This is a genomic window from Polycladomyces abyssicola, assembly GCF_018326425.1.
Taxonomy (GTDB): domain Bacteria; phylum Bacillota; class Bacilli; order Thermoactinomycetales; family JIR-001; genus Polycladomyces; species Polycladomyces abyssicola.
In genome coordinates, this window is sequence record NZ_AP024601.1 from 2,591,866 (window position 1) to 2,604,957 (window position 13,092).

Here is a 13,092-nt window from a genome sequence, read left to right on the forward strand (position 1 = left end):
AAATACCTTTTACCGGGCTCCTGAAGGTCGCCCATCCGGGAAAACATCGCCCCCTGCATATTCATTCATTAGTACAAAAGCCTGCTACCTCAACAGTAGCAGGCTTTTGTACTTTTTTTAACCAACAACGATAAGGTTAACGAATAACAATCCCGTATTCTTTCAACCACGTGTTCACTTGGATGAGGTATTCCAGCAATTTGGTGATTCTACCGTCATTAAGATCTGTTTTTCCATCTATAATCGCTTCCACTTTCTTTTTGTCGATCAGCGGTAACACCGGGGAATTGGCATCGCTCAAAATGTCTTTCATCCAGCGCTTGACCGCTTGGAAATAGTTCGGATTTTGTGCGGTCGGATATGCGCTTTTTCGGCGGTAAAGTACATCGTCCGGCAAATAACCCTTCAGTGCGCGCCGCAAAATCCCTTTTTCGATGTTATCAACCGTTTTCATTTTATATGGGACATTAAACAGGTATTCCACCAAGCGATAATCACAGAACGGAACACGCACTTCAAACCCGACATAACTGCTGGTGCGGTCTTTGCGGTCGAGCATGAACGGCAAGAAACGGGTGATAAAGAGATAAGACATTTCCCGCTGACGCGCTTCCAATACCGTTTCACCGGGCAGTGCCGGCACTTCGGCAATCGCTTCTTCGTATCTCGCCGCTACATATTCATCCGGACGGGCTTTTTCCAACGCTTCCGGGGACATGACCCTGCTGATGAAACCGGTGCTCACCAGCCACGGGAACGTGCGGGCATTCAGAAACTCTTCTTGGTGGAACCAGGGATAACCGCTGAACACCTCGTCCGCCGATTCACCGGACAAGGCCACCGTCGCATCTTTTTTCATCTCTCTGAACAACAAATACAGCGATGTTTCCATTTCCCCGATACCCGGCAAATCGCGGGCTCGAAGCGGCACCAGCATGTGCTCCAGCAGTTCATCCGTATCCAGGACAATGGTGTGATGCTCGGTTTTCACATGTTCGGACACCCGTTTGACCCAGGGTTGGTCCAAATCGCGGTGGAGCAAGTCTTCCTGGAAGTCCCGGTCACTGCCGACAAAATCGAGTGAATACGTATGGAGCGTTTTCCCTTCCCGGCCGAGTTCTTTCCCGGCAATCGCCGTCAACCCGCTGGAGTCCAAACCACCGGAGAGCATCGCCACGAGCGGCATATCGGAAATCAGTTGGCGCCGCACGGTATCTTCCAAGATTTCGCGAATGCGCTCAGCAGTCGTCTCCACATCATCCGTGTGCGGTTTGCTTTTCAGCTCCCAATAACGGGTAATGCGTTTTCCTTCTCGCGTGAACACAACGGTATGGCCGGCACGCACTTCTTTCACATCTTTGTACACCCCGACGCCAGGAGTGCGCATCGGCCCCATGCCGAAAATCTCAGCCAACCCGTCCTGATCCAATTCCGGTTTGACAGCCGTATGCGCGAGCAAAGCTTTGATTTCGGAAGCAAACAAGACGGCGCTACCGCGTTCGGCATAGAAAAGCGGCTTGACCCCCAAGTGGTCGCGACCCAAAAACAGTTTCTGATCCGCTTCATCCCAAATGGCAAAAGCGAAAATCCCGTTCAGATGACGAACGCAATCTTCGCCCCATTCCAAATAGGTGTGCAACAGCACTTCTGTATCGGAATTGGTCTTGAATACATGGCCGCGCTCCTGTAACAGACGGCGCAACTCAAGATAGTTATAAATCTCTCCGTTGTATGTCAATGTATAAACACGATCCCCTTGGCGATACACCATTGGCTGAAGACCGCCTTCCGGATCGATCACAATCAGGCGGCGGTGCGCCAAAGCGGCCCTTTCCGACAGCCAAAATCCGTCCGCATCCGGTCCGCGATGGCGAATCGCCTGGGCCATTTTTTCCAGGACCGGCCGCTCACCCGAAAGATCTTTTTCCCAATCGATCCAACCGGCGATACCACACATGTGTACCATCTCCTATCCATAACTGTAATGGAAAGCGGCTCCGACACAATCATACAATTCCATTTTTTAAACAAACCGTTTTTTAAACGACACATTGTCAATTATAATACTGTTAACGGTGATTACAATGATCAATTCCGGGCGATTTGTCGATTATGCAACAAATCGAATAGATTTGTTTATCAATTAACAAAAAGATCAACAAAGGAGGGGTAACGCGTGTCATCCAAACCCCGAAAATTGGATCCGCGCGTCATCCGCACTCGCCAAATGCTGAGAAACGCACTCATCGAGCTGATCGGCGAAAAAGGATTTAGTGCCATCACTGTGCAAGACATTACTCAGCGTGCCACCCTCAACCGCGCCACATTTTATTTGCATTACCGGGACAAAGAAGATCTGCTCGCGCAAAGCGTGGAAGAGATATTGAATGAATTGGTAACCGGAATGAAGGAATGCCAGCTGATCGACTATGATATCACCGATTCGGACGGAAATGTCGTCCAGCCACTTCCCGACCTGGTCTATGTATTCGAACATGTTGCCAAACACGAGAAATTTTACAGAGTGATGCTCGGCAAAAAAGGGCAACAAAGCTTTTGGTTCCGGCTCATGGACGTATTCGTCAACGTCTTGAACAGCCGTCTGGAACAAAGCATGAGCCATGAGATCCATCCCAAAGTTCCCAAAGAGATCTTGATCCACTATGCCGCTTCCGCATATCTGGGCGTCATATCCTGGTGGCTCAAACACGATATGCCCTATTCACCTCACTACATGGCCACACAGTTGACACGCTTGCGGATACAGCATCTGCAGATCCCTCCGTTTGAACTTCCACCTGAGCCCCATGACTCATAAAAAGAAGAAGCCGCTGAACCCACAATGGGTCAAAGCGGCTTATTGTGTCTCCCGACCTTAAGGGGATTCCACTCCGAACAGTTTCGCCCAAACCAGATAGCAGTGTGGAAGGCCGTTTGAAATCTAACTAAGCTCCCGCTTGGCTGTCTCGTCATGAACAACTTCTTTCGACGTAGTGATCAGTGAGAGGATGATCATCACGAGGAAGCTGGTGGCAATTCCGTACATAATCGGATTGGTTGAAGTAATTCCTTCAATCGCTAACCCGGCAATGATAACCAAAGTGCTGATGATAATGGAATAAAATCCTGCTTTCGCTGTTGCTCTTTTCCAGAAAAACCCTAACACAACAGGTACGAATATGGCTCCAGAGAGAATCGCATACGCTACATCCAGTGCAACTAATACATCTTGAATCCAAATCGCAAAGACGATCGCAGTCAATCCAACCAAGAAAGTAACCACTCGAGATACGATCATGAATCGCTTTTCATCTGCTTTTTTGAAGAAAAATGGTTTGAGTATATCATTCGTGATTAAAGTAGACGAGGCGAGCAACGTACCTGAGGAAGTTGACATCAGCGCGGAACACACACAAGCCAGCACAAGACCCAATACACCGGGCGGGAGAATTTTTAACGCCATAGCAGCAAAAATATTTTGCGGATTATCTATGTTTGGTATGACAACAACGCCGCACATCCCAATGATACTAATCGCAATCGCATAAGCAATGCTGAAAACACCAGCAGAGATACTACCGGTACGAGAAATCTTTTCTGTTTTTGCTGTAAATGCCCGTTGCCAAATATCTTGAGAAATAATCAATCCAAGGGTATAAAGCAGAAAATATTGAAATATCTGGGTTAATCCAATGTGAGTCACATCGAAATGAGTACTGGGTAATTGGGAAACTAAATTTGACCAGCCACCTGCTGCATATAAGCTCATGGGTAACATGATGGCAAAAATACCTGTCGCTTTGATCACAAATTGGATAATATCCGTTATGGTGACACTCCACATACCACCCAGCAGTGTATAAAAAAGTACAATCCCTCCGCCGATCAGCATGGATAAATGATTATCCCAACCAAGTACTGCATGAAAAATTGTCCCCATTCCAATCACTTGCGTAACAGAAACCATGAGCGTATAGATACTAGCCACAATCGCACTTAGATACCTGGTTTCGGTATTATAACGTTTGCCCAATAATTCACTGATTGTTTTTACTTTTTCCCCAAATAGTGGCTTGATCATAAAAATCCCCAATAGGAGTATCCCTAAGCCAATCATTACTACAAACCACATACCAGATATTCCATACTGATAACCCAGTTTTGCGGTTCCAATCGTAGATGCCCCACCCAAAATGACCGCCGCCATACAACCAAAGAACATAAAGAATCCTAAATTCCTTCCGGCCAAGACATACTCTTCGGTTGTTTTGGCTTTCATTGAACCGTATACACCAATCACAACCATCGTACCAAAATAAATCAGAATGACAATGATATCAAGCAATTGCATCATAAACCCTCCTAATTCAATCTCATCTCTTTCAGGATGCTGAAAAATTCTTCTTCATACTCTGTCAGAGCCTCATCCAGCATTCCCAGTCCCTCATCAATTTGCTGTTTGGTGACAGTAAGCGGCGGGATCATACGAATCACTTCACCCTGATTCCCACAGAAATAAAACAACACGCCTTTTTGCAAACATCTGTTGAGGATGTTTAAGAGCCCTTCTCCATTCGGTTCGCCGGTCTGCGGATGAACAATCTCTATTCCGATCATCAAACCGATCGAGCGAACCTCACCGATCACCGGATGATTGCGTTTCATGGACTCGAGTTTCTCACGTGCATACCTTCCCATCTCCCGGCAATTTTCAATCAACTTTTCTTCCTTGATTACTTCAAGGGTGGCCAGAGCAGCCGAACAGGCGAGCGGATTTCCACCGAATGTGGTTCCATGCGCTCCTAACGGCCACTTTTTCATCAATTTCCGGGAGGCTACTGTGGCGCTTAATGGAAGACCTGAGGCAATTCCTTTGGCAATCGCCATAATATCGGGTGTGACACCAAATGTTTGTGCTGCGAACCATTCTCCTGTACGGCCAAATCCTGTTTGTACTTCATCAAAGATGAGCAAAATCCCATGACGGTCGCAAATCTCCCGAATTTTACGAATCCAGGCTCGTGGTGGAACTACATAACCCCCTTCTCCCAGTACGGGTTCCAGAATCATACAGGCTACTTCTTCCGGTGTAACCTGGTGATGAAACAGGACTTTGATGTCCCTTTCCAACTTCCGCACACAAAATTCTTCAGGATCTTCACCTGGCGGACACTCTTTTGTATTGGCATAAGGAATCTGGTAAGTAAGACCGTTTGACTGCAAAAATTTCCGGTATTTGCTTTTTGAAGTGCTTACGCTCAACGCCCCCATGGAACGCCCATGAAAACAACCCGTAAACGATACGACATAAGGGCGTCTCGTGACGTATTTGGCTAGTTTGATTGCTCCTTCAACCGCTTCGGTTCCACTATTGGCAAAGAAAAAGCAGTTTAATCCCTCGGGTGTGATTTTTCCTAATTCATCCGCCAACCGGAGAATGGATTCATACATGATCACTCCCGACGGTCCATGCAACAGGTGATCAGCCTCATCCTTAATCGCCTGAACCACTTTGGGATGACGGTGTCCGGTATTTGTCACGGCGATCCCGGAGGTAAAATCAAGATACCTCTTTCCGTCTGCGCCGTAGTAATAGCATCCTTCTTCTTTCACTACCGGCAGGTTGGGATGATCTTTTGCCATACTTGGTGCAAGCAATTGATCTATTTGTTCGATGAAAGCAACCCAACTCGTTGACACGGCATTTTCTCCTCCCCCTTTTTGCTATCTTTTAATTAAAGCAATTTTTATGCCAAGATTTATTCTATATATTGTTTTTACAATTTTCAGAACAAAGGATAGCCGGCTGATTCTATTTGCTCAGGTATTCATGACTTTTTCATCTCAACGATTGATCCCTTCTTTTTTCATTTTCCCTTCTCAATTAATTCAAATTTGCATAACATTCCGTATACCGATTTATTTAACCAGCTTCTAGCTTAATTCATAAATGAATATGCTCGGATGACCATGGATCAGTAAACTTTCTCATGTTGGCAGTCTTGATGAAAAAAACGACCGTCTCCCTCATTCAAACACGGGCGACGGTCGTTTTTTTCATCATCATTGGATCGCCAGCATCCGATCCAGTGCCACTTTGGACCAGTGAGTGGTTTCCGGGTCCACTTTGATCTGGTTGACCACATTGCCTTCAACCAGGTTTTCCAGAGCCCACAACAGATGCGGACGGTCGATCCGGTTCATTGTCAGGCAGGGGCACATGGTCGTGCTGAGCAACATGATTTTCTGTTCCGGATGCTCTTGGGCCAGGCGTTGGACCAGATTGACCTCTGTGCCAATCGCCCATTTGCTTCCCGGCGGGGCGGCTTCAATCGTGCGGATAATATAATCGGTGGAACCATTGTCATCTGCCAGTTGCACCACCTCAAACGAGCACTCGGGATGAACGATCACTTTCATCTCGGGGTCGCGTTCGCGGACGCGGTGCACGTGCTCGGGGAGGAATTTCTGGTGCACGGAGCAGTGCCCCTTCCACAGGATCATGCGCACGTCTTCCCGATCACAATGGTAATCCTCAAATTCACCCGTCGTCGGTGCCCAGATAATCATCTGCTCCAGCGGGATGCCCATTTTGTACGCGGTGTTGCGGCCCAGATGCTGATCGGGCAAGAACAGGATGCGCTTTTTCCGTTCAAACGCCCATTTCAGCACGGCCTCCGCGTTGGATGACGTGCAGGTTGTCCCGCCATGACGACCGACAAACGCCTTGATCGCCGCGGTGGAGTTGACATAGGTAACCGGGATAACCGTGTCACCGAACTCTTCCTGAATCACTTCCCACGCTTCTTCCACCTCATCGATGTCCGCCATGTCGGCCATGGAGCAACCCGCTTTCATATCGGGCAACACGACGATCTGTTCATCCGTGGTCAGTGTGTCTGCCGTTTCGGCCATGAAGTGAACGCCACTGAAAACGATATATTTGACATCGTGCAGTTTCTCCGCGATTTTGGCCAGTTTCAGCGAATCCCCACGGTAGTCGGCGAATTGGATCACATCATCACGCTGGTAATGATGTCCCAGGATCACCAAGTCCGATCCCAGCCGTCGCTTCGCTTCCGTGATGCGGCGATCCAGTTCCTGATCGGAAAGCGTGCGGTATTCTTCCGGCAAATCCTGATGCACCGCTGTCAACATGTCGATCATCGCTCATCCCCCTTTTCTCCTGTCCAATCCAAACTGATGTCCAACGCCTTGGCCGAATGCGTCAACCAGCCGAGCGAAATGCCATTGACACCGGTTTCTGCGACTTCTCGTACATTGTCCGGTGTGATACCGCCTGATGCTTCCGTCCACACCCGGCCATCGATCAAACGTACCGCTTCCCTCAGCTCGGCGGGCTTCATATTGTCTAAGAGAATGGCATCCACGTCCAGTTTCAGTGCTTCCTTCACCTGTTCCAGCGTGTCGCACTCCACTTCCACTTGCACCATGTGGCCCACGCGTTCCCGTACCCGGCGAACAGCCGCTTCCAAACTGCCGGCCAGCGCCACGTGATTGTCCTTGATCATCACACCGTGACTCAGACCATACCGGTGGTTGGTGCCGCCGCCGACTCGCACGGCGTACTTTTCCAACAGACGCAGTCCCGGCGTCGTTTTACGCGTGTCGAGGATGACGCAGTCCAACCCTTCCACTTGACGCACGACCTGGCGGGTCACTGTCGCTATGCCGCTCATCCGCTGCATGAAGTTCAGCGCTACACGCTCCCCCGTGAGCAGGGCGCGCGTCAGTCCGGTTACGCGGGCTACAGCGGTGTATGCCGCCACTTCGTCTCCTTCTTCCATCAACCGTTCAAACCGCACATCCGTATCCAATAGTCGAAACACGCGTTCCGCCACAGGCAGACCGGCGATAACGCCAGGTTGTTTGGCAATAAATACGGCCGCGCTCTCATGATGTTCTTCCGCCAAAGCTTCCGTTGTGATGTCTCCCGGTCCGACATCTTCATTCAATGCTGTGCGGATGACGGCATCCAGTTCCAACGGGTTCATCTCCCCCGCCCCTTTCTACACAACGCGGTGTTTTTTCGCCCATTCCTCCAAAGTTTCCGGAAAATCCGCCCGATAGTGTCCACCGCGGCTTTCCTGACGCCACAAAGCCGATTGCATGATGGCTTGCGACACAGTGATCATATTGCGGCACTCCCATGCAAAGACGGGTACTTCGTTTTCCATCTCGCGCAACGCATTCAACCCTTCGGCCAAGCCCTGCGCCGTTCGAACAATACCTGCCTTTACCCACATGATCGTCCGAATTCGATCTTTCCACTGGTCCAATTGCTTACGATTCGTGTACAGTTCGACATGAGGCACTTGAACCGGCTCTTTTTCCCGCGGTGGCAGGTGCGCCATCCGTTCCGCCACACGCTGGGAAAATACGGCTCCCTCCAACAGGGAATTGCTCGCCAGGCGGTTGGCACCGTGAACACCGGTGCATGCCACTTCCCCGCATGCAAACAAACGGGAAAGTCGCGTTTGCCCGTATGAATCGGTGCGAATTCCGCCCATAATAAAATGTGCGGCAGGTGTGACAGGAATCGGGTCACTTGCCGGATCGATTCCATGTGTTTGGCAATAGCGATGAATCGTGGGGAACCGTCGGGCGAAACGTTCACCGATCACACCGGCATCCAGAAAGACGCGACGTCCTTGTTGCATTTCGCTGTAAATTGCCCGTGACACTTCATCACGCGGTGCCAGATCGCCCCACGTATGATACCGCTGCATGAATGCTTCACCGCGATCGTTGATCAAGGTGGCACCTTCACCGCGCACTGCTTCCGAAACCAAAAACATCGGATTTTGTTCCACTGCCAACGCGGTGGGATGAAACTGGACAAATTCCATATCCATCAGCGGCACGCCCGCCCGTCTCGCCATGGCAAACCCATCACCCGTGGATACAAGGTCGTTTGTTGTATAGCGGTACACTTGACCACAACCGCCCGTGGCCAGCACGACACCGCGCGCCAAATACAACGTCTCACCCGCTTCGGCGTCGGCTGCGATTACGCCTACACATTCCCCGCCGGATACGACCAAATCCACAACCATTGTATGGGAGATCAAGTGCACATGCGGCCGCTTCGCCACCTGCCGGAGCAATGCCCGGGTGATTGCCGCACCCGTTGCATCCCCTTCGGCATGCAGAATGCGCGATGCACTGTGGGAACCTTCACGACCCAATGCCCATTGCTCACCATCACGGTCGAACTTCGCTCCCAACTCCGTCAGCAGTTGAATCGTTTTGGGCGCCATGTTGACCAACACATCCACCGATGTGGGATCACAATGCTGAACGCCCGTCCGCAACGTGTCCTCCCGATGCAGCTCGGGAGAATCCCCCTCGCCGACGGCGGCGGCAATCCCGCCTTGCGCACGAAATGAATTGCTCGCTTCCTCACGTGATTTGGTCAGTATGATCACTTCTCCCGTATTTCCCAGTAACAGACCGGTCATCAATCCCGCGATACCACTGCCCACCACAATATAATCCGTTTTTACTGTCCGCATATATTTGTGATTCCTTTCACATAATCAACTCAACCGATCACTCTTATTGTTGATATGATCCGCCTTCATGTCAACTGCCAATTTTGAGCTGGTGAAAACGGTTACGAATCTTTCCCGGTAACAGGGAGGAAATTGCTGTCCCCTTTCGTTATAATGAAAGGGAGTTTGAACACTTTGCTAATCACTGAGCAAACAAAGGGAGGGAACAGCGCCGGCAAAGGGTTTCCGGCGTTCGAAACGAATGAAACGGATCTACCTGGACCATGCGGCCACCACGCCCGTTCGGCCGGAAGTGCGCATGGGTATTCTTCAATACATGGAAACGGAATTTGGCAACCCCAGCAGTTTACACGATTGGGGACAACACGCCCATGATGCGGTTGAGCATGCGCGGAGACAACTCCTGCGCGCGCTGGGGGCTGAAAGCCCTCGGGAAATCGTGTTCACCGGCGGAGGAACGGAGTCCAACAACCTGGCCATTCAAGGTGCCGCAAAAAAGCGGCGTCACATAGGTCGACACATCATCACCACGCAAATCGAGCACCCGTCGGTGTTGGAAACATGCCGGTCGCTGAAGGAGAGCGGATTTGAGGTAACGGAACTGCCCGTTGATGAAAACGGCCTGGTACGTGTCCAAGATGTGGAACGAGCCCTGCGTCCCGACACCATCTTGATCAGCATCATGGCGGCCAACAATGAAGTGGGAACAATCCAACCGATCGCGGAAATCGGCCGATTGCTCCATGACAAACACACGCTGTTTCACACCGATGCCGTCCAGTTTTTCGGCAAGGTCCCGTTTTCGGTGCAAGATCTTCATGTCGATCTGCTGACCATCGGCGGTCATAAAATCGGCGGGCCCAAAGGGGTCGGCGCGCTGTACGTTCGCAAGGGCGTCCGGATCTCCCCCATCGTTCACGGCGGCGGACACGAACGCGGTATGCGGCCCGGAACCTACAATGTTCCCGCCATCGTCGGTTTGGGAATCGCGGCCGAACTGGCCGCCCGCGAAGCGGAAGAGACCCGGGAGCGACTCACCCGGTTGCGCGACCGGCTCTGGCGTCGGATCGAGACGGAAATCGGGGAAGTACGGTTAAACGGCCATCCCGAACAACGTTTGCCCAACAACCTGAATCTCAGCTTCCACCGCATCGAGGGTCAAGCGGTGATGCTCGAACTTAACCGGATGGGTGTTGCCGTCTCCAGCGGTTCCGCCTGCAGCGCGGGGAAACACGCACCCTCTCACGTGCTGATGGCGATGGGACGCAGCCAGGATGAGGCGCATCAAAGCGTGCGTATTTCACTCGGCAGTACGACGCCCGAGGAAGAGATTGATTTGTTTGTGGATCGGTTAAAAGAAGTCATCGCGTATCTGCGGTCGTTAATTCGGTGACACTCCATATTTTCAGGTTTTCTGGTTTGTTCAGGAATGAGATAAACGCCTTCCTGGTGTCGAATATCAGTCATAAAAGCTCCCTCAGAAATCCGAGGGAGCTTTTGTTATCACTTGAGCCATTGCCTTTCTCCTTTTATCCGCCTTTTATCCTCTTCGCCATATTGGAAAACCTAATAATATTTGACAACATGTATCCGCTTATATATAATTTGTATAACATCAACAAGAACATATATTCGGTCGATTTATTGAGGCCCAGAAATTTTACATTTTAAAAAGGGGATAGTTTTCCAGTGGAAATTTCAAATCAAAAGATTACTATGTTTTTCATGTTCGATGGTAAGGCTGAAGAAGCAATGAATTTTTATACTTCTTTGTTTGACCAGTCAGAAATAATTAGTATTACTCGTTATGGAGCGAACGAAGATGGTGAAGAGGGGAAGGTGAAACATGCTACCTTTTCACTATGCGGACAAGAGTTTATGTGTATAGATAGTAGCGTAAAGCATGAGTTTACATTTACTCCTGCAATATCATTGTATGTAAAATGTGATACTGAAGACGAGATTGATCGACTCTTTGAGAAGTTAACTCAAGATGGAGCAGTTTTAATGCCATTACAAGCTTATCCATTTAGTCAAAAGTTTTGTTGGGTTGTGGATAAATTTGGTGTTTCATGGCAACTTAGCCTTGCAAAAAGCTAACTGTTCGTTGACAGTGGCCAGCAATCGCCAGAAGCAGAGTCTCTAAGGGCTGACAGGATCACAGGTTTTGTCCACGTTGGCGGGGCCGTCCTACTATTTACTCCGGTCGGATGTATTCAGTGATGTGATGATTTCTCCCTACCACTGCCTTCGATCCGCCAAAGGCAGAGGAGCTACAGATAAGCGGAGCATGGCGAATTGTATTTCTAACAGACGAGCCGCCCCAAACGGGCGGCTCTCTCTCCCCTACTCACACAAACGGTGGATCCCACAGTCGTTTGCGCCAGCCCAACCGCTGCCACACGACGTTGCCCTTTTTATCCAGCCGGACATTGACGCCGAACGGCAGCTTTTTGTCGTACCAAAAGCGAACATCGCTCCATATGACTTCGTACCCGTCTTGTAACTCGCGACAGGTGACGTGCACCCATTGGGCAAAACTGAGAAACGCCCGCACACCGTCCGTCTTCATACTCGCTTGGATTGCCGAATGCTCCTGTGCCTTGGGATAGAAATCCTCCACCTGCACAGAACGCCCCGACACTCTCCCCGTATAATAACCATCCTCCGTCTCTACGACAAACAACCAATGGAACCAATGAAACGTGGGCAAAACGTGACAAACTCCCTCCACCCCCGTCTCCCTGAGCACCCGGTCGATCACCCGGTGATGATGCCACGCGCGAACGGCGATATACCCGACAGTGATCGCATACACCCAGCCGAACACCTGACGCGGGTCGGCTCCTTGATACCACAACCACAAACCACCCAAATGCACCACAAACAAGAACGGTTCAAAAATCGCCAAAATATCGAGGTGAAACCATTTCTTCACGAATGGTCGGGCAATTTGCACCCCGTAGGTGTTGAACAAATCCAGGATCACATGAAAGAGGACGGATAGCAAAATCCAGCCGTACAACGTCCAAAAATGATCCCACACTTGATATCCGGCGGCCAATGGAACCCCGATCACCGCCGGCCAAATGAACCAAGCGGGAATCGAATGCGTGATACCCCGGTGATAGCGAATGTAGGCGGAATATCCCTTCAATCGTACCACACTGTCAAAATCCGGTGCGTTGGAACCCACCACCGTTCCCACCATCACCACCTGAGCCAGGGTCGGGTCACCGGATACAGCCGGGTCGAGATACGACAGCCCGGCCATGGTGAATCCAAACAGCAGATGGCTTCCCGTATCCAACGACATTCTCCCCTTTCTCTTGCTGAACACACTTCCCAAACAAAACGAGAGTGAGATAATCCATTCCTGGTGCACCCGTGAAATGGATCACCTCACTCTCATTTCACCCGTTTCCCGTTTCCTTCCAAAACGCCCCAACACAGAGATGGCGGAAGTGGAAACTTGTCCCCATTTCCCCGCCCAACCTGCAAAAGGTGACAGATTGCCCGTCACCAACGTAGAAATCATCGAGGGAAAAACTTGTTG

Annotated in this window: 11 protein-coding genes; 3 read left to right on the forward strand and 8 right to left on the reverse strand. The window is 50.3% G+C overall.

Annotated features, from left to right (window positions below; translation table 11 throughout):
* Nucleotides 1-136 precede the first annotated feature (136 nt).
* Entirely contained in the window at nucleotides 137-1,957 is a 1,821-nt protein-coding gene (gene asnB / locus KI215_RS12990; RefSeq protein ID WP_212773137.1) for an asparagine synthase (glutamine-hydrolyzing), read from the reverse strand.
* Between the two features lie 219 nt (nucleotides 1,958-2,176).
* On the opposite strand from asnB, the gene KI215_RS12995 reads away from it, so the two are divergent.
* Nucleotides 2,177-2,818, forward strand: coding sequence for a TetR/AcrR family transcriptional regulator (locus KI215_RS12995; protein WP_246512117.1), 642 nt, complete (start codon nucleotides 2,177-2,179; stop codon nucleotides 2,816-2,818).
* Between the two features lie 123 nt (nucleotides 2,819-2,941).
* Here KI215_RS12995 and KI215_RS13000 read toward each other — a convergent pair whose 3' ends face one another.
* From KI215_RS13000 to nadB, 5 genes are all read right to left on the reverse strand, one after another.
* On the reverse strand, nucleotides 2,942-4,351 hold the full coding sequence (locus KI215_RS13000) for a sodium:solute symporter family protein (protein WP_212773138.1): 1,410 nt from the start codon (nucleotides 4,349-4,351) through the stop codon (nucleotides 2,942-2,944).
* Between the two features lie 11 nt (nucleotides 4,352-4,362).
* Nucleotides 4,363-5,700, reverse strand: coding sequence for an aspartate aminotransferase family protein (locus KI215_RS13005; protein ID WP_212773139.1), 1,338 nt, complete (start codon nucleotides 5,698-5,700; stop codon nucleotides 4,363-4,365).
* A gap of 363 nt (nucleotides 5,701-6,063) precedes the next feature.
* Nucleotides 6,064-7,167 (reverse strand): quinolinate synthase NadA, encoded by a 1,104-nt coding sequence (gene nadA, locus KI215_RS13010; protein WP_212773140.1) that lies wholly within the window; start codon nucleotides 7,165-7,167, stop codon nucleotides 6,064-6,066.
* Complete coding sequence (nadC, locus tag KI215_RS13015) at nucleotides 7,164-8,015, reverse strand: carboxylating nicotinate-nucleotide diphosphorylase (RefSeq protein WP_212773141.1); 852 nt, start codon at nucleotides 8,013-8,015, stop codon at nucleotides 7,164-7,166. The genes nadA and nadC overlap by 4 nt, the downstream gene beginning before the upstream one ends.
* Before the next feature lie 15 nt (nucleotides 8,016-8,030).
* Nucleotides 8,031-9,536, reverse strand: a complete 1,506-nt coding sequence (gene nadB / locus KI215_RS13020; protein ID WP_212773142.1) for an L-aspartate oxidase — start codon at nucleotides 9,534-9,536, stop codon at nucleotides 8,031-8,033.
* Between the two features lie 241 nt (nucleotides 9,537-9,777).
* Here nadB and KI215_RS13025 point away from each other — a divergent pair, with 241 nt between their 5' ends.
* Both KI215_RS13025 and KI215_RS13030 read left to right on the forward strand, forming a co-directional pair.
* A complete protein-coding gene (locus tag KI215_RS13025; protein ID WP_212773143.1) occupies nucleotides 9,778-10,929 on the forward strand; it encodes a cysteine desulfurase family protein in 1,152 nt (383 codons plus the stop codon).
* 323 nt (nucleotides 10,930-11,252) lie between these two features.
* A complete protein-coding gene (locus KI215_RS13030) occupies nucleotides 11,253-11,636 on the forward strand; it encodes a VOC family protein (protein ID WP_420830197.1) in 384 nt (127 codons plus the stop codon).
* Between the two features lie 250 nt (nucleotides 11,637-11,886).
* Here KI215_RS13030 and KI215_RS13035 read toward each other — a convergent pair whose 3' ends face one another.
* A complete protein-coding gene (locus KI215_RS13035) occupies nucleotides 11,887-12,852 on the reverse strand; it encodes a metal-dependent hydrolase (RefSeq protein WP_246512118.1) in 966 nt (321 codons plus the stop codon).
* Nucleotides 12,853-12,933: 81 nt separating this feature from the next.
* Complete coding sequence (locus KI215_RS13040) at nucleotides 12,934-13,074, reverse strand: hypothetical protein (RefSeq protein WP_212773145.1); 141 nt, start codon at nucleotides 13,072-13,074, stop codon at nucleotides 12,934-12,936.
* Between the last annotated feature and the right edge of the window lie 18 nt (nucleotides 13,075-13,092).